This window comes from Sulfitobacter marinus, assembly GCF_900116285.1.
In the GTDB taxonomy this organism is placed as follows: Bacteria; Pseudomonadota; Alphaproteobacteria; order Rhodobacterales; family Rhodobacteraceae; genus Sulfitobacter; species Sulfitobacter marinus.
Genome location: NZ_FPAJ01000002.1, coordinates 474,730 through 493,157, shown reverse-complemented (window position 1 = coordinate 493,157; position 18,428 = coordinate 474,730). Strand labels below are relative to the sequence as shown.

The following is an 18,428-nucleotide window of genomic DNA, read 5'->3' as shown; positions in this document are numbered from 1 at the left end:
CAGAGACGCCGATTAGACAATGGGATCGCTTACGTAAACCCTAAGTGGGCAAATTGCGCGAATTACCGCCCAAAAATACCAAATATGGACAGATGAGATCCGAAAACTACCCTATCTTGTGTTCAATTGCGAGTTGAGCCGCCGCCAATCGGGCCACAGGAACCCTGAAAGGCGAGCAGGAAACGTAGTCGAATCCTGCTTCTCGGCAAAATGCAATCGATTCGGGGTTGCCGCCATGCTCTCCACAGATCGACAAAGTGATGCCCGGCTGGGCCGCCCGACCGCGCGATGCGCCCAGCTCCAACAGCTCGCCCACGCCGTCTTGGTCCAGCATATGAAACGGGTCTTCGGGGAACACCCCTTGCTGCACGTAAGTCGACATAAACCGTCCCGCATCATCGCGGCTTAGGCCGTATGTCATCTGCGTCAGGTCGTTTGTCCCAAAGCTGAGGAACGAACAATGCGGCGCAATTTCACCGGCGCGCAGGGCAGCACGTGGTGTTTCAACCATCACCCCCAAACGATAGGTGAACGTGGCACCGCGTTCGTTGCGCACATCCGTGGCGATCTTGTCGATGCTGGCCTTGACCAATTCGACCTCTCGCCGCGCCGAAACCAGCGGGATCATAATTTCGGGCACCACCGGGTCGCCATCGCGGCTGGCCTCGATCGTGGCCTCGAAAATCGCGCGCGCCTGCATCTCGTATATTTCGGGCACGGTCACCCCCAGACGCACGCCGCGCAAACCCAGCATCGGGTTGTATTCCGACATCGCGTCGATCCGGCGGATCACGTCAGACAAGGGCAAATCCAACGCTTCTGCCAGATCGCGTTGCCCTGACCGGTTGGCGGGCAGGAATTCGTGCAAGGGCGGATCGAACAACCGGATGCATACGGGCTGGCCCTGCATAATGCGGAAAAGTTGAATAAAATCATCTCGTTGCATCGGCAACAGACGTTCCAGCACCGCCCGGCGCTCTTCGCTACTGTCCGCAAAGATCATCTCGCGCATCACGGTCAACCGGCTGGGATCAAAGAACATATGTTCAGTCCGACACAGCCCGATCCCATGGGCATTGAAGTTACGGGCGGTCTGGGCATCGGCAGGTGTGTCGGCATTGGCGCGAATACCGATATCCGCCGCCTCCTCCGCCCAATCCATCAATTTCTGGAATGTCGCATCCAGCAGCGCCTCAAGCATTTGCGCGGCCCCCGCCAGAACTTCGCCCTTAGTGCCGTCAATGGTGATCTCGTCACCGGCTTTGAACACGCGGCCATCCGGGGCGATAATCTGCCCTTTGACCAGATCAAACGTCATAGACGACGCGCCAACGACACAAGGCAGGCCCATGCCCCGCCCGATCACGGCGGCGTGGCTGGTGATCCCGCCGCGTTCGGTCAGCACCGCTTGGGCTGCATGCATGCCGCGAATATCCTCGGGCGATGTTTCGCGCCGCACCAGAATGCATTTCTCGCCCCGCGCCGCGCTGGCCTGCGCGTCATTCGCGTTAAACACGATCTTGCCCGTCGCAGCACCGGGGCTGGCGGCAATCCCGCGCCCGATCAGGTCACGCTTAGTGCGCGGATCGACCTGCCGGTGCAGCAATTCGGTCAACGTGCGCGGCTGCACACGCATCAATGCTTCTTCGCGCGAAATGATGCCTTCCTCGGCCAGCGCCACCGCAATCCTGACCGACGCCCGTGACGACCGTGACACGCGCACACCATCAAGGATAAACAGCTCTCCATCCGAGATTACAAATTCCAGCTGCATTTCGGCACGCAACCGCACGCGCATCAATTCGGCGTTTTGCTTCAACGTTTCAAAGGCTTCCGGCGCGTGCTCCTCAAGCGAGGGGCCACGTGGATCGCGGGTCAGATACATCGCATCTGCATCACTTTGCAGGGCGTCACGCCCCTGCGACTGGCTGAGATAGCGCCCCGTGATCTGCGGCAATCCGGTTTCGCTATCGACCAGTTGCAACACACCCGACCCGCACAAGCCCGTTCCGACACCAAATGCCATTTCCTGCACGATCAGCCCAAGTCCCGCATCGGCAGGCGCGCCCTTTGCCTGCCGCAACAGACGTGCCGACGTGCCTTCCCACGCCCGGGCCATTGAACTCAGCACCGCCGTTAACTGCGTCACGCGATCTTGGGGGAATGCTTCTTCGGTCTCCTGCTCATAGGCGCTCAGGGATTGTTCCAACGCGTCGCGCCCGTCACCGACCACGTCGTCGAACATATCGGGGTCAAGCCGCGCAATGTTGACGGCATAGGATTGCACGAACCGCGTATAGAGCGCCGAGGCAGGCCCCTCGCCCATACGGTCGCAATATTCTTTGAACCGCGCGTCGTTCATGCCGATGTTCAGAACAGCCCCCGGCCCGCCCCAATCAGGGTCCTGACTGGACGGGCGCACACAAAGCAGCGCCCCTTTGGGAAATTCGTCCGCAACAGCCTGCAAATCCGGCATCCGGCCATTTGCGATCTCGTGCACCACATTGAACGGCAGCGTGACCGTACGCGGCACCGGCAGATCCAAACGCACCAGACGTTGCAAACACTTTGCCCGCCCGCCATGGGTTTCTGTGGCGATGGGGGCGGTCTGGGTTACCAGCGTTGTCATGGGCGTTTTCTGCACTGCGGCACCTTTTTGTTTGTGCGCAGCATAGGCTTTCAGTGTTGTCTGGCAAGGCTTGATGCGCCCTGCCAGACCAAAGAAGGTGACTGTTAGCCGTCGATTTTGGTCAGGTCCGCGACCGAGCTACAGATGGCGCGGATGCGGCTGAGCAGGTTCAACCGGTTGCGCCGCACGGTGCTGTTGTCGGAATTTACCTGCACCGCATCGAAAAACGCATCAATCGGCCCGCGCAAGGATGCCATGGCGGACATGGCGGCGGTAAAGTCTTGCGCCGCCATCGCCGGATTGATCTGCGCTTCGGCTTTATCAAGCGCGTCGAACAATGCGCGTTCTTCGTCGGTTTCCGCAAACTTGATGTCTGCACCATAGGAGTATTCGACCCCATCCGCCGCTTCCGCTTGGGACAGGATGTTATTGGCGCGCTTGAAGCCTTGGATCAGGTTTTCACCGTCGTCGGTTTTCAGCGTTTCGCTAAGGGCTTTGGCGCGTTTGACCAGAAGGGTTAGGTCGTCGTTTCCTTCCATCGCAATGCAAGCATCGATGATGTCGTGACGGACGCCTTGGTCCTTGAGGTAAACCTTGAGGCGGTCGTGGAGGAAGGAGAGGAGGTCGGCGGCTCTATCCTTCGCGACCTCAAGTTTTTTCCTTAAATTTTCGCCAGTTGTTTTGAGTTCTTCGGCTTTACTACCGAATTCACTTCTCATTTTGTCGCCAACAAATTTTGCCAAATCCGGTGTCATACGATTGGAAGGCAACTGATCCAACAATTTCGCGCGTTCGTTGAACTCGGCCATAACGTCGATTAATTGTTCACGATCTTTTTCATCGTAACCGATATGCTCCGCAATCAATGCCATCAGGTGTGAGTACATAAACGGGTGTCGAACATCATTCTCAACCAAAATCCGAATAACACCCAACGCAGCACGTCTCAGCGCAAAGGGGTCTTTCGACCCTGTCGGCTTTTCATCAATCGCCCAGAACCCGGTCAGCTTGTCGAGCTTCTCGGCCAATGCCACGGCGATAGAAACCGGCGCGGTCGGTACATCGTCCGACGGGCCAAGCGGCGCGTAGTGGTCTTGGGCGGCGTCGGCGATGGCGTCGGATTTGCCCGCAGCCTTGGCATAATAGCTGCCCATAAGCCCCTGAAGTTCGGGGAATTCATAGACCATTTCGGACGACAGATCGGCCTTGGCAAACCGTGCGGCCTCGCGGGCCTCGACTGCATCGGCACCGACCATCGGGGCCAGTTCGCCCGCCAGTGCTTCCATGCGCGAGATCAGCTCGGCCTGTGTGCCCAGCTTGTTGTGGAAGGTCACGTTCGACAGACGGTCGACCCATGTCTGCATGCCCGCATCAGATTTGGCGATGCGCAGGTCGTTCTCCCAAAAGAATTTGGCGTCCGACAGACGGGCGGAAAGCACCTTTTCATTACCCGCCAAGATCGTAACACCGTCATCAGCAGTGGTGCGGTTCGCGACAGTGATAAAACGCTCGATGCGGCCAGACTTGGGGTGGCGCACGGAAAAGAACTTTTGATGTTCTTTCATTGAGGTCTGCAAAACCTCGGGCGGCAGATCAAGGAAATCATCGCCAATCCGGCCCATCAACACCACAGGCCATTCCACCAGCCCTGCGACCTCGGCCAGCAGACCTGCGTCCTCGACAACCTCAAGCCCATTGGCAAAGGCCATATTGGTCGCGTCATGCCAGATCGCATCGCGCCGTTCGGCCGGGTCCAGCACCACAAAGGCGCGTTTCAGCTTGGCGGTGTAGTCGTCGAAATTGCTGACGGTGATGGTGTCAGGCGCAAGGAAACGGTGACCACGCGTGGTGGCCCCTGCTTCGATTCCGTCAACTGTCATTGGCACAACCTGCGCGCCGTCCTCGGCTGTCAGGATGCACAGGATGGAATGCAGCGGGCGCACCCAACGCAAGGAACCGGTGCCCCAGCGCATGGATTTCGGCCATGGGAAATTGCGGATCGTGGTTTCAAGCACCTCGGCCACAATCTCGGACGCGGGGCGGCCCGGCTTTTTGATCATCGCGAACAGGATGTTGCCCTTGGGCGTTTCACGTTCTTCCAGTTGGTCGCGGGTCAGACCAGCACCGCGCAAGAACCCTTCGATGGCTTTTCCCGGCGCGTCGGCCTTGGGGCCTTTGCGTTCTTCGGTGATGGACGGGCTGGCGTCCAGCATGCCCTCAACGGTCAGGGTCAAACGGCGCGGCGTGGAAAATGCAGCGGCTGAGGCATAGGTCAGCCCCGCCTCGACCAAGCCATTCGTTATCAGTTTTTTCAAATCATCAGCGGCCCGCGCCTGCATCCGGGCGGGAATTTCTTCTGAGAAAAGCTCAATCAGCAGGTCGGGCATCAGTGGTACCTTTCGGTTGCCGCGTTATGTGGTGCGGCTAAGATTCTTTTGCGCTTCGCGCGAGGATATTTAAGAGCCAGAGAAGGCCCCTTATTGGCCGGATTTCGCGGGGCAGCTTTCGCCCACGACGGTGCCGTCATAGGATTTTTCACCGCAATCGTTCAGTTCATGCCAGATATAGCCCTGACCGTCTGATGTGATGGCGACAACACGGTCCACGCCGTAATGGACGTTCTTTTGGCTTAGGAACGTTTGGGCCGTACCGGCGTCCAGCGCTTCCCCAATCGCTTTGGCATCGAAACAGTCAAACCACCCCGGCGCATTGCGCGGTTCGATCTTGTCGGTCGCCACATAGGTTTCCGACAGCGTGGCAAGGCTGGCTGTGGTGTCAAAACAGGCGCGGTAGCGGATCGGAGAGCTATCCGCGTCAATGGCACGAAAGTTTTCTGTCGCGATGGGTTCGGGCAAGCCTGTTGCGAGCGACACCAATTCAACGCCGTTTGGCGGTGTTGGGGCGTCTTGATAGTAGCCGTAGATCTGGAGGTAGTAGAGCGTCACGCCCGCAATCGCTGCTGCGGCCAGGATCACGCCCCCGACGATTTTGCCGTTCATGCTGCGTCCTCGCTCCAGCCGCCTGCGCGGGTTTGAACAAAGGCGTCAGCGCAGGCTTTGGCCAAGGTCCGGACGCGCCCGATATAGGCCTGGCGTTCCGTCACCGAAATAACCCCGCGTGCGTCAAGCAGGTTAAAGATGTGGCTGGCCTTGATACATTGATCATAGGCCGGATGCGCCATGATAATGCGTTTGCCGGTTTTGGGGTCTTGAGCGTCTTGGGACAGGATCGCGTTACATTCGTTTTCCGCCTCGACAAAGTGGTTCAGCAGCACCTCGGTATTGGCCACGTCAAAGTTCCAGCGCGCGAATTCTTCTTCGGTCTGTTTGAAGATGTCACCATAGGTCAGCGGGATCGGCGCGTCGGGGCTGTTGAACGGCATGTCCATCACGTGATCAACGCCCAGAACATACATGGCAAGGCGTTCAAGGCCATAGGTCAGCTCGCCCGAGACCGGGTGGCAGTCGTGTCCGCCGACCTGTTGAAAATAGGTAAATTGCGACACTTCCATGCCGTCGCACCAGACTTCCCAGCCCAAGCCCCATGCACCCAGCGTCGGGCTTTCCCAGTCATCCTCGACAAAACGGATATCGTGCAGCGCCATATCGATGCCGATCGCCTGAAGAGATCCCAGATACAGTTCCTGCAGGTTGGGCGGGCTTGGTTTGATCAACACCTGATACTGGTAATAATGCTGCAAGCGGTTCGGGTTTTCGCCATAGCGGCCATCGGTTGGGCGGCGCGACGGCTGCACATAGGCGGCAGCCCACGGGTTGGTGCCCAAGGACCGCAATGTGGTTGCCGGGTGGAACGTGCCTGCGCCGACTTCCATGTCGTAGGGTTGCAAGATTGCACAGCCCTGCCGCGCCCAATAGGTTTGGAGAGCAAGGATGATTTCCTGAAAGGAACGGGGACGCTGAACCGGGTCGGACATGGGATATAGGCCTTTACTGCTGCGCGCCTTACCTACGGCGCGCTCGGCCAAGGGTCAATTGGCAGCTTTGTGATGATTTCATACCTATTTCACAGCGAACGGCCATAGCATTTTCCCTGTGTTCCTGTTTATCTGCCTTGAATTTAAACGCACGAGAGCACTTTCACCATGAAGCGATTGATCGCAGCCCTGTTTGCCGCCCTACTTCTGACACCTTATTCCGTGATGGCCCAATCCCCGAGCGACGTGGTCTGGCTGCAGGTTGAAGCACAACCAACCCTAACCGCCGCGACCCAGCGGGCGCAGGCCTATAGCAACAACATCGACGATGTGAACGGGTTTTCGCTAGGCGGTGGCTGGTATGCAATTGTCGTCGGCCCCTATCGCCGCGACGATGCAGAGTTGCTGTTGCGCCGGTATCGTCGCGAGGGGTTGGTGCCCGGTGACAGCTTTGTGCAAATCTCGAGCCGGTTCCAACAGCAGTTCTGGCCCGTCGGCGCGAATGTGCTGAGCATCCCCTTGATTGCCCCGGCCGAGCCTGAAGTGACAGCCCAAGCCCCCGCAGCCCCGATTGCCGAGACGACGCTGCCCCCTGTCAGTGACAACACTCCGACCGTTGCAGAAATTTCTAAGCCCGAACCACCCGTTGACGAGACAGTGTCGGAGGCACGCCGCAGCGAGCGGGCGCTGTCGCGCGAGGAGCGCCAGCAATTGCAAATCGCGCTGCAATGGGCAGGTTTCTACAACGGTGCCATTGACGGCGCATTCGGGCGCGGCACGCGCGGGTCGATGACTGACTGGCAAGCCGTCAACGGCTATGACCCCACTGGCGTGCTAACCACATTGCAACGTGCAGCGCTGAACAAACAATATAACGCCGTGCTGGAGGGGCTTGGCCTGCAAACTGTCCGCAACACGGATGCGGGCATCGAGATGCTCTTGCCCACCGAGATTGTGAGCTTTGAAAAGCTCGACCCGCCGTTTGTGCAGTACAATGCGACCGGTGATATCAACGCGCGGGTTTTGTTGATCAGCCAGGCGGGTGATGAGGACACGCTGGCCGGTCTTTACGAGATCATGCAAACCCTTGAAATCGTCCCCCAGGACGGGCCGCGCGAACGCAAATCCGACAGCTTTGAATTGATCGGGGAAAATGGCGGCATCATCAGCCAGACCCAAGTATCGCTGGAAGATGGCGAAATCAAAGGCTTTACCCTTGTTTGGCCCGCGGGTGACGAAGACCGCCGCCGCCGCGTGATGTCAGAGCTTTCCAAAAGCTTTACCCGCATTCCCGGCGTGCTGGACGCAGTTGCAGCGGGCGGGGATGATCAGGCGATTGATCTGGTGTCCGGCCTGCAGGTCCGCCAGCCCAAGCTTTCACGCTCGGGCTTTTTCATCGACGGTGTCGGTACCATCGCGACAACATCTCAAGCAGTACAAAATTGTGGTCGCATGACGCTGGAGGATGAAACGGAGCTAAGTGTGGTTGTGAATGACACCGCCAATGGTATTGCCCTGCTAAAACCCAGTGACCGTCTGGCACCGATGGAGGTCGCGATGTTCAACCCGCTTTTGCCACGGCTACAATCCGAAATCGCAGTCGCCGGTTACCCCTACAAGGGCGTGCTGGGCACGGCGACGGTCACATACGGCGCTTTGGCCGATGTGCGCGGATTGAAGGGCGAAGATAATGTCGTAAGGCTTGAGCTTATCGCGCAATCTGGCGACGCGGGCGGACCGGTTTTTGACAGCAATGGTCAGGTCTTGGGCATGCTGTTGCCCCGCGAAGATGGCGCGCAACACCTGCCCGAGGACGTGAACTTTGCCGTCGATGCCACGCAGATCAGTGATCTGGCGCAACAGGCGGGCATCGCAATAGAGACAACCCAAGGATCAGGCACCTTGCACCCGGAGGATTTGCGCGCCAAAGCCAAAGGCATGACCGTCTTGGTCAACTGCTGGGAATAACAAAGTCGACGGGGCGCGGAATTTTTTGAAAATTCCCCGCCGTTTTCCTCCAAGAAAACGTCTTAGCCGGTGATGTCAGGTGTCAGATAAATCAACGTCGGGCGACCGGCGCTGAACGCTTTTTTCAGCACCTGCGGCAGATCACTCAGCGCCTTGGGGGCCACCGACAAGGCACCAAAGGCCTCGGCCAGTTTACAGAAATCCGGATTATGCGCGACCACAGCATTGGGCGCGATCTGCGCGCGTACCATGCTGTCCTCGATTTCGCCCAGCTTGGCGTTATCCCACAGGATGATGGGCAGCGACAGGCCCAGCTCAACAGCAGCCCCAAGTTCCTGCATGGTATAGTGAAACCCGTAATCGCCGATGATTGCCAAGGTCGGCGCATCAGGCCGCCCGATCGCGCCACCAATGGCAGCGGGGGTCGCGTAGCCCAAAGTGCCGAAACCGTAAGGGTGATGCCAGTGACCCGGCGCATCCATATCCCACACCTCTTTGGCGGCATAGGCGAATTGGGTCATGTCCGAATAGATCATCGCATCTTTGGGCACTGCGGCGTGCAGCGCATCAATGACCGGCAGCAGGCCGGGACGCTCTGCCTCAATCTCTGACCGCCAGCGTGCACGCGCCTCAGCGACCTCTTGCGCGGTCCAGCCAGATTGAGGCCGGTCAATATCCATTTCGCACAAGCCGGACACAAACGCGGCGGTATCCCCTTGCACCTGGACCTGCGCCCCTTGGGCATCAGTCAACACGGCAGGGTCCAGATCAACCCGCACCAAGGGCGCAGTGTGGCCCAGATGCGCGCGCCATATGTCCACCTCGGCCAGTTCGGTGCCAACCGCAATCACCAGATCAGCGCTGGCGATCACATCCGCGCTTCCGGGCCGTGCCAAGCTTGATCCAAAGTGCAAGGGCGCATCAGGGGCGACCATCCCGCGTCCGGCGTAGGTGGTAAAGGACGCAGCCCCCGTGCGGCGCATCAGGGCATTCACGTCACCTGCCCCCTTTGCCCCGCCGCCGAAAACGAACAGCGGACGCTTGGAGGCCATCAACAGATCACGGACCTTTGCAATGTCCTGCGCAACGGGGCCCAAGGGGCGCGCTTTGCCGTCCCCCGATGTGGAGTGGCCCTGCGCTACAGCCTCAAGCGCCGCAATCGGCACCTGAATATGCTTGGCACCGGGGCGCTGCGTGGCAAATTCGCTCAGCGCGCGGTCGATCAGCGTATAGGCGGCACTGGCGGTGCGCGCTTCCTCGGACCAGTCGCAGACCGTCGCTGCGGCGGCTTGCTGGTCTTTCATCTGATGCAGCTGGCCTTTGCGCGCGGCCGTTTCATCCAGACAGGACGACAACACCAGCAGGGGTACGGAATCGCTGGTCGCCTGGCCCATCGGCGTCATGATATTGCACAGCCCCGGCCCGGTGATCACATAGGCCACCCCCGGTTTTCCCGTCGCCCGCGCATAGCCGTCAGCCATAAATCCGGCACCCTGTTCATGGCGGGCCAGCACATGGGTCAGGCCGGAATCCTCGATCCCGCGATACATTTCCTGATTATGCACGCCGGGAATGCCGAAAATCACCTCAATCCCGCGGTCCTTGAGCATATGCGAGATTTGCGCACCCAAAGGACGGGTTTGCGCGGTCGTTGTCTTGGCCATCAGGCTCTCCAGAATTTAAAGGTGAGGATGACGTAAACCGCCATCAGTTCCAGCCGTCCGATCAGCATTGCGGCGGTCAGTATCCATTTGGCCGGATCGTTCAGCGTGCTGAAGTTGCCCGCTGGTCCGATGATATCCCCAAGACCCGGCCCGATATTGGCCAGCGCAGCCGCAGCCCCCGATACAGAGGTTACAAAATCCAGCCCCGTCATGCTGAGCGCGACGGCAACAAGGCCCAGCGTCAGGGTGAAGAACATGAAAAACGACATTACCGAGATCATGACATCCCCGCTGATCGGCCGCCCGTCATAGCGTGGAGTAAAGACGCCGTGGGGCGAGCGGATGCGCTGCAACTGCGCGCGGATCGACGCAAACAGCAGTTGATAGCGGAAAATCTTGATTGAACAGGCAGTCGATCCCGCGCAGCCGCCGATCAATCCGGTGAAAAAGAACAGTGCGACGGGAAACGATCCCCACTGCATATAATCCACCGACGCGTAGCCCGTGCCCGAGATGATCGAGGTGATGTTGAACAACGCCTCGCGCAGGGATTGTTCCCAATGCTGCGGGAATACCCCTTGGATCGAGATAAAGATCAAGATCACCAGCACAAAGACCACCAAGATAAACCCGCGCACCTGCGGGTCGCGGTGCAGCGCCATTGGGTGCCCGTTCAACAGCTGCACATAGCGGACAAACGGCAATGCGGCGAGGATCATAAAGAACGATGCAGCATATTCGGCCGACCCCGAGAATGTGCCGAAAGACGCGTCATAATTCGAGAAACCGCCGGTCGAAACCGTCGTCAGCGCATGTACCGTTGCATCGAACAGATTCATGCCAAGCGCCAGATAGGTCAACGTGCAAGCAAAGGTAAGCCAGACATAGATAACCGAAATCTGACTGGCGATTTGACCCGCGCGCGGCAGGATTTTCCCAAAGGTATCAAACGCTTCTGACTTGAATATCTGCATACCACCGACCCGCAATTCGGGCAGAAACACCATCGCGACCACAATAATACCGATCCCACCCAGCCATTGCAGGATACCGCGCCACAGCAAAAGCCCCTTGGGCAAGCCATCAAGCCCAGTGAAAACCGTCGATCCTGTGGTGGTCAGGCCCGACATGGCCTCGAACATCGCATCGATAAACCGCGCCTCGGTCGCGCCCAGCATAAAAGGTAAGGCCCCAAACAGCGGCAACATGACCCAAACGCCGGTGGTCAGCAAAAAGGTCTGCTGAATTGTCAGGCCTTCTTTGACGCCATTAGCGCAGGCCAGCGCAATCATGCTGCCCCCTAAAAGGGTGATCAGCCCAGACTCCACAAACACGGGCCAATGGCCGCGCCCTTCTGCGATATCGACCAACATCGGTACAATCATCGCGATGCCAAGCACGGCAAGCAAAAGCCCGATCACATATCCAACTGGTCGCATGTCCAACATAGGGGCAGCGTTGGCGTGGCAAAGCGACGGTGTCAAGGATCAGACGTCCCGAAAACGAAAACGGCCCGCGCTGATGTCAGCGGGGCCGCATTTTCTACCGGGGTGGACCTGATTAGATATAATACAGGTCACGGAACACGTGATGCACGATATCATCACGCTTGATGCCCATTTCCGCCAGCTCTGCGTCGGATTTTGCGTTCAACATCTCAACCTTTTGCAAGCGGGCAGAGTTGCTGCTGGCTGCGATCATTGCGTTACCAAGGGCGGCAAAGAATGCCCCGATTGCCGTAAATGGTGTTTTCAGGGAGAAGCCACCGGTGTGGGAAATTGTGCTGCTATAAGCCATGATAGACCTTTCTTTGCTAGGCATTTCCGCCTGTTACGCTCTGTTGACTTCAACATATAGCACCCGACCAAGATGAGAACTGACCATTCTGCATAGCAGCATCCCGATTGCGCCGCACCGCAGCATAAAGATTGCCAAAAATGCGACAGACGCCCCAAAACACCGCCCAAAACGCGGGCAGTGTGAAAACTTGGGCTATTTACGGCGTGAATTTACCCGACGTGAAACAGCGTGGTGAACAGCTTGGGGTCGATGCTTTGCGCGGCAAAGGTGTCACCTTGGGTCAGAATGCTGATCGCATCATGGCTGTGCAGGCTTTCCTGGTGGCTTGCCACAACGCGGAAATCGCCAATACGCGGGTCGGCTTGCAATTGTTCGCAGAACAGACGCGCCGCGTCCTCGACAAAGATCGGATTGGCAGCGTTCAGTTCGGCAAAGGCCTGCTCGTCCTCGCGTTTGACCATCACTTGGGTCTCGGTCGGCACGGCCCGCCGCGCGGCCTCGATCAAGTCCTCGAACCACAAGCACGGCGCGTCATAGTTCACATCTACCGAAATGCGCGCCACGGACCGTTGCGAATGCGGTGTGGCCAACTGCCCGCGTGTGGCACGGGCATGTTCGGACAGTTCCAGCGAACAGGGGCAGGTAGAGGAATAAACATAGTCCAGATGCATGATCTTTTTGCGCAGGCCTGCAATTTCAACCAGCTCCAACACGATGTCGTAATACTGGTAGCCCGACAAGCCCGACCGCAGGCTTTCGATTTTCATCGGAAAGGAAAACCGCATCTGAATGCGCGCATCCAAGCTTTCCAGATCGGCCTTGTAGTCATCAAGCGCTGCTTCCATGACCTCAAAGCTGAATGTCTGGTCGCCATGTTTATAAAAGCTGCGCATAATGCGGGACATGTTGATGCCCTTTTTATCCGCCTCGAGGCTGACCGATCCGGTGACCGAGGTTTCAAGCGTCAGATCACCATCATCGCGGGTGTGAAACCGCAGTGGCAGGCGGAAATTCGAAATTCCCACGTGCTGTATCTGCTGCTTGGCCCCGCGGATCAGGCTGGACGGGCCGTTTTGCAGATCAGGCAAGGTCGCTTTATAGTTATCACCAACCGCAAAATCTTCTGGATAGATGCGGTTGAATTCAGGGTACGCGTCCACCTTGGTCAACAGGCGTGCCAACGCCGGGTCCAACGCATCCATATCCGCTTGGCTTGCCTTGGACGCCCAAGCGCGCAAGGTATCCAGCGCCGCCACAGCGGCCTCGCGGTCAGGTTTCGTGGAACCAGGTGCGATGACATTCATGATAAGCCCCCTTTGGTAGCTTGACCATATATAGGGCAATCACCGCACCGTTTCCATCAGGCAGCTGACAATAGTGCACAGCCGCACCCGAATTTTACACAGAGCGATCCAAGGCCTGTTTGATATCCGCAATCAGATCGTCCACATCCTCAAGCCCCGCCGACATGCGCACGAGGCCATCGGTGATGCCCAACACGTCCTTTTGGTCTTGCGGCAACCGCTGGTGCGTCGTCGTGGCCGGGTGGGTGGCAATGGATTTTGCATCGGCAAAGTTGTTGGAAATTGTCAACAGTTCCAGCGCGTTCAGGAACTTGAAACAGGCGTCTTTGCCGCCCTTCACCTCAATCGCGAAAACGGTGCCGCCAGACGGGGCTTGCGCCAGCGCCAGGTCATGCTGCGGGTGTGACGGGTGCGTCGGATAGCGCACGGCGTGCAGGCGCGGGTGGCCATCCAATGCGTTCGCCAGCTTCAGCGCGGCATCAGATTGTGCCCGCACACGCAGATCAATGGTTTCAAGCGCTTTCAGGTGCGTCCAAGCGGTGAACGGGTTCATCGCGCCGCCTGTGTGCTTCATATAGGCTTCGATCGGGCCTCGGATCAGATCCTTGGTGCCGCAGATCGCACCGCCGAGCAAACGCCCCTGTCCGTCCACATGTTTGGTGGTCGAAACAATCGCAATGTCGGCCCCGCAAGCACGTGCATAGGAATAGACCGGCGTGGCCATCGCGTCATCCGCCAGAACCAACGCGCCTACAGCATGGGCCTTGGCCACCACATGGCGCATGTCCACTACTTCCAATGTGGGGTTAGATATACTTTCAAAGAACACCAACCGCGTGTCGGCCCGGATCGCCGCGTCCCACGCCGCATTATCCGTGCCATCCACCAATGTGATTTCAACCCCGAACCGCGCAAGGATGTCCTCAAGCACGTACAAGCACGAGCCAAACAGCGCGCGGGCGGCAACCACGTGATCACCGGCTTTCAGCAACGCCGTCAGCGCCCCGTTTACCGCCGCCATACCAGAGGTGCAGGCAAAACAGTCCTCGTACCCCAGCATGCCAGCAATACGGTCTTCGAACATGCGCACGGTGGGGTTGCCATAACGCGCATAGATGAATTCATCATCGCCCAGCGATTGGAAACGCGCCTCGGCCTGTTCGGCGGTCTCGTAGACGAACCCTTGGGTCAGGAACATCGCTTCTGACAGTTCGTTATACTGGCTGCGGCGGGTGCCCATGTGGATGGCCTTGGTGCGTGGCTTCCAATCGTTGCTCATCTTTATCATCCTTCTGGCCCGACAGTTCGGGCATAAAAAAACCCCAGACGCGGTCAAGCGAAAGGGGGCTTTCATCCTGACCTTTTAGCGGTATTTCAGCAAGTCGCCCTGCCCGTGGCCCGCAATCCGGTAACAAATCGCCACGCGACATCTGTTACGCCCGTGTGCGCACCACGTCAACAGCCCGCGTTATCGCGGGCCGCGCTTTCGCTTGCAGGTGCCACCGAAACGGGCAGTATGGGGCCAACACCGCATTCCAGAGGTACCCACGCCATGTCCGCACCGATTGATCTGTATTACTGGCCCACGCCCAACGGCTGGAAAATATCCATCGCGCTTGAGGAAATGGCCCTGCCCTATGCCACGCATCTGATCAACATCGGTGCAGGCGATCAATTCGCGCCCGAGTTTCTAAAGATCGCGCCCAACAACCGCATGCCCGCAATTGTTGACCCTGACGGGCCGGATGGCGCGCCCGTGTCGATTTTTGAATCCGGGGCGATCTTGCAATACCTTGCCCGCAAGACCGGCCAGTTCGGCGGCACAACCGAGCGTGAAAGGATCGCTGTTGAAGAATGGCTGATGTGGCAAATGGGCGGGCTGGGGCCGATGGCGGGGCAAGCGCATCATTTCCTGAAATACGCCCCGCACATGGATCCACCCAACGATATCCCCTATGCCAAAGACCGATATCGCAGCGAAACGGCGCGCCTTTATGGCGTGTTGGATCGGCAGCTTGCCAATAATGAATTCGTCGCAGGCGATTTCATCTCGATCGCGGATTTCGCGATTTGGGGCTGGGCGTCCCTGTGGGAAGGTCAACAGCAAACGTTGGACGACAAGCCCCACATGGCGCGCTGGCTCGATCTGATGGGCGCGCGCAAAGGCGTACAAGCAGGCCGCGCGCTTTACGCGGAAAAGCGTGCTGATTTCCGCGCCGACAAAGACGCGCAATCGACATTGTTCAAAACCAAATGATACGCCGCAGGGCGGATCAGGTTTCGTCTTGTTCGATGCTGTAGGTTTGAAACAACTTGCCCTGCGCCATGAAGAACGCAAACACCGCAGCCGTCAGCCCAAACGTCTTGAAATAAACCCATGTTTCGGTGCTGGCGAAACGCCAGATCACTTCATTGGCCAGCGCCAGCCCGAAAAAGCACAACATCAACCGCTTGGTCAGGATCATCCAGCCCGCGTCTTGCAGCGGCATCATCTCTTCCATCACATATTTCAGATAGGACTGCCCGCGCGCCAGACCAATGGCCAACAGTCCACCAAACAGCAGGTAGATCGCGGTTGGTTTCATCTTGAAAAACCGCTCGTCATTCAGCCAAACGGACAAGCCGCCAAACAAGGTTACCAAAATAACTGTGGCCACCTGCATACGACTCAGCTTGCCAGTTAGCGCCCAAAGCGCACCGGTGGCCAAAATCAGCAGAGGTACAAAAGCAGCCGTAATCAGGATAAAGCCGCTGTATTCCGTGCCCCAGACCGTGAACACATCGTCCTTATAGCGTAGATAGGCCACAAAAAAGATCAGCACAGGCCCGAACTCAAGGGCCGATTTCAACAGCGGGTTAATCTGGCGTTTTTCGGTCATCTTACTCTCCAATTATCCGCCCATCTCGACGATTACAGCACCTGCAGCGATCAATGCCATCAATGCCACGCGGCGCGGGCCTACGGTTTCTTTCAGGACCAGCCAGCCAATGATAGCCGCAAACACGGTCGAGGTTTCGCGCAGCACGGCGGCTTCGCCCACCTTGTCCAGCCGCGTCGCCAGCATAATCGATCCAAAGCTAAAGAACGCCACAAATCCACCCGCCACACCGCGTGTCATCAGCGGGCCAAGCGCGGGCGGGTTGGGCATCGTCACATAGCGCCGCCAAGCAATAACAGGCATCACCAGCCCGTCGATCATGAAAAACCACGCCAGAAAGGTGAACGGGCTTTGCGTCGCGCGAATGCCGTAAGCGTCAAAGGTTGTGTAGAGCGCCACGAACAGTCCCGTCAGAACCGCCAATGCCAGCGCCACGTTCAACGTGTCCCGTTCGGATACCAGATAGATCATATTATACAGCGCCAGCCCGAAGATGCCTGCCATCAGCACCCCCACGCCCATCCACTGCATCAGGGTAAAGCTTTCGTTAAAGATCAGATAGGCCCCGATCACCGTGAACAACGGCCCTGTGCCGCGCACAACGGGATAAACCACGGTATAAGCCCCCTTGGTATAGGCCCAAGCCTGAAGCAGTTTGTAGATCACGTGAATGACAAACGCGCCGGCAAAGATCACCCACATATGCGGCTCGGGCCAAGGCACGACAAACAAGGCAAAGGGGGCCGCCATCATGCCATAGGAAAAATCAATCGCGCCGCGCGTCAGCCACGGGTCATGCCGCCCCTTTTGCAACGCGCCAAACACTGCATGCAAAAATGCGGCCAGCAACGCCAGATATAGGGCGACCTGATGCCCCGTCTGCGTGCCTTCGATCTGGACCAGCCATTCTGTCACGGGCGTTTGCCCCGCATATTTCCAGTCACTGAGGGTCCAACCCCATCAAGGCATCCGCGAATTCCTGCGGATCAAACGGCTGCAAATCGTCAATTTGTTCCCCGACCCCAATCGCATGGATTGGAAGGCCGAATTTGTCGGCCAGCGCCACCAGAACACCGCCCTTGGCGGTACCGTCCAACTTGGTCATGACCAGCCCCGAGACATCCGAAATTTCCTGAAACACCTTGACCTGATTTAGCGCATTCTGGCCCGTTGTCGCATCCAGCACCAACAGCGTGTTATGCGGGGCCGACGGGTCTTTCTTGCGGATCACGCGGACGATCTTGGCCAATTCCTCCATCAGGTCGCCACGGTTTTGCAGCCGCCCGGCGGTGTCGATCAGCAGCAGATCAGCGCCATCGCGTTCGGCCTGCCCCATCGCATCAAAGGCAAGGCTGGCCGGGTCCGATCCCTGTGCAGCCGTCAACACGGGCACGCCTGCGCGCTCGCCCCAGACCTGCAATTGTTCGACAGCCGCGGCGCGGAATGTATCGCCTGCCGCAATCACGACATTCTTGCCTGCCGCCTTGAACTGGCTGGCCAATTTTCCAATAGTCGTCGTCTTGCCAGACCCGTTCACGCCCACAACCAACACCACCTGCGGCGTCTTGGAATACAGCGGCAAGGGCTTGGCTATCGGGTCCATGATCCGTGCGACCTCTGCCGCCAACAGACGTTTGATTTCCTCGACCGACAAACGTTTTCCAAAGCGGCCTTCGGCCATGTTTGCAGTGACGCGCAGCGCCGTATCAACCCCCATATCGGTCGAGATCAACAGCTCTTCGAGCTGCTCCAGCATCTCGTCGTCCAACACCCGGCGCACCACGGGTGCCGCGGTGCTGCGCCCCATCAAACGGCCCATCAAACCCGGCTTGCGGGCCGCTTCCTTGGCAGGTGCAGACGCTGGCAAATCCGGCACAGCGGGCTGGATCGTATCACGCAACGGGACAGGTTCAGGGGCCGCCTTGGCCGGAACATCGGCAGGCAGCGGCGCGGCATCATCCTCGACGGCATCAGGCAAGGCCTCTACCGCGATGTCGGGTGTGTCCATCACCTGATCCACCGGCAACGCGTCATCGGTATCAGGCGTGTCAACCGCGCCACCATCCTCGACGATCGCCTCAAGGCCGTCGTCGATTTTTGACGATGATTTGAACAGTTTGCTTTTTAGCTTATCGAAAAAGGCCAAGCGTCGTCTCCGCAAAAAATATCAGGCGTTTGCTATGATCTATAGGCTCATATGGCCAGAGGGAAGGGCACCAGCCAGAATTGCCCAATTCAGCGCCGCAGCAC

The 18,428-nt window shown here is 58.3% G+C and carries 14 protein-coding genes; 2 read left to right on the top strand and 12 right to left on the bottom strand.

Annotated elements, in window-relative coordinates; genetic code table 11:
* Positions 1–106: 106 nt before the first annotated feature.
* The 4 genes from BM347_RS07855 to BM347_RS07840 all read right to left on the bottom strand — a co-directional run bounded on the left by BM347_RS07855 (position 107) and on the right by BM347_RS07840 (position 6,563).
* The gene (locus BM347_RS07855) at positions 107–2,629 is read right to left on the bottom strand and encodes a putative PEP-binding protein (protein WP_245764217.1); all 2,523 of its coding nucleotides are present in this window, start codon (positions 2,627–2,629) and stop codon (positions 107–109) included.
* Positions 2,630–2,733: 104 nt separating this feature from the next.
* Positions 2,734–5,016 carry a glycine--tRNA ligase subunit beta gene (gene glyS / locus BM347_RS07850; RefSeq protein ID WP_093915857.1) on the bottom strand — a complete coding sequence of 761 codons (2,283 nt, stop codon included), beginning with the start codon at positions 5,014–5,016 and terminating at the stop codon, positions 2,734–2,736.
* A 90-nt stretch (positions 5,017–5,106) separates the two neighbouring features.
* Positions 5,107–5,628: a DUF6446 family protein gene (locus BM347_RS07845; RefSeq protein ID WP_093915856.1), complete on the bottom strand. Its 522-nt coding sequence runs from the start codon at positions 5,626–5,628 to the stop codon at positions 5,107–5,109.
* Positions 5,625–6,563, bottom strand: a complete 939-nt coding sequence (locus BM347_RS07840) for a glycine--tRNA ligase subunit alpha (protein WP_093915855.1) — start codon at positions 6,561–6,563, stop codon at positions 5,625–5,627. The genes BM347_RS07845 and BM347_RS07840 overlap by 4 nt, the downstream gene beginning before the upstream one ends.
* 168 nt (positions 6,564–6,731) lie before the next feature.
* Here BM347_RS07840 and BM347_RS07835 point away from each other — a divergent pair, with 168 nt between their 5' ends.
* Positions 6,732–8,531: a serine protease gene (locus BM347_RS07835; RefSeq protein ID WP_093915854.1), complete on the top strand. Its 1,800-nt coding sequence runs from the start codon at positions 6,732–6,734 to the stop codon at positions 8,529–8,531.
* Positions 8,532–8,593: 62 nt separating this feature from the next.
* Here BM347_RS07835 and BM347_RS07830 read toward each other — a convergent pair whose 3' ends face one another.
* The 5 genes from BM347_RS07830 to BM347_RS07810 form a co-directional block, all read right to left on the bottom strand.
* Entirely contained in the window at positions 8,594–10,141 is a 1,548-nt protein-coding gene (locus BM347_RS07830; RefSeq protein WP_245764229.1) for a thiamine pyrophosphate-binding protein, read from the bottom strand.
* A 53-nt stretch (positions 10,142–10,194) separates the two neighbouring features.
* On the bottom strand, positions 10,195–11,643 hold the full coding sequence (locus BM347_RS07825; protein WP_093915852.1) for a TrkH family potassium uptake protein: 1,449 nt from the start codon (positions 11,641–11,643) through the stop codon (positions 10,195–10,197).
* A gap of 112 nt (positions 11,644–11,755) precedes the next feature.
* A complete protein-coding gene (locus tag BM347_RS07820) occupies positions 11,756–11,992 on the bottom strand; it encodes a hypothetical protein (protein WP_093915851.1) in 237 nt (78 codons plus the stop codon).
* A gap of 212 nt (positions 11,993–12,204) precedes the next feature.
* A complete protein-coding gene (gene folE2 / locus BM347_RS07815) occupies positions 12,205–13,299 on the bottom strand; it encodes a GTP cyclohydrolase FolE2 (protein WP_093915850.1) in 1,095 nt (364 codons plus the stop codon).
* Between the two features lie 94 nt (positions 13,300–13,393).
* A complete protein-coding gene (locus tag BM347_RS07810; RefSeq protein WP_093915849.1) occupies positions 13,394–14,578 on the bottom strand; it encodes an aminotransferase class V-fold PLP-dependent enzyme in 1,185 nt (394 codons plus the stop codon).
* Positions 14,579–14,851: 273 nt separating this feature from the next.
* On the opposite strand from BM347_RS07810, the gene BM347_RS07805 reads away from it, so the two are divergent.
* The gene (locus tag BM347_RS07805; protein ID WP_093915848.1) at positions 14,852–15,556 is read left to right on the top strand and encodes a glutathione S-transferase N-terminal domain-containing protein; all 705 of its coding nucleotides are present in this window, start codon (positions 14,852–14,854) and stop codon (positions 15,554–15,556) included.
* 16 nt (positions 15,557–15,572) lie between these two features.
* Here the strand turns inward: BM347_RS07805 and BM347_RS07800 are convergent, their stop codons facing one another.
* Genes BM347_RS07800 through ftsY form a run of 3 tightly spaced genes read right to left on the bottom strand, consistent with a single transcriptional unit; the run spans position 15,573 to position 18,324 of the window.
* A complete protein-coding gene (locus BM347_RS07800) occupies positions 15,573–16,178 on the bottom strand; it encodes an inner membrane-spanning protein YciB (protein WP_093915847.1) in 606 nt (201 codons plus the stop codon).
* A gap of 12 nt (positions 16,179–16,190) precedes the next feature.
* On the bottom strand, positions 16,191–17,093 hold the full coding sequence (locus tag BM347_RS07795) for a DMT family transporter (RefSeq protein WP_093915846.1): 903 nt from the start codon (positions 17,091–17,093) through the stop codon (positions 16,191–16,193).
* Between the two features lie 25 nt (positions 17,094–17,118).
* Positions 17,119–18,324 (bottom strand): signal recognition particle-docking protein FtsY, encoded by a 1,206-nt coding sequence (gene ftsY / locus BM347_RS07790; RefSeq protein WP_093915845.1) that lies wholly within the window; start codon positions 18,322–18,324, stop codon positions 17,119–17,121.
* Between the last annotated feature and the right edge of the window lie 104 nt (positions 18,325–18,428).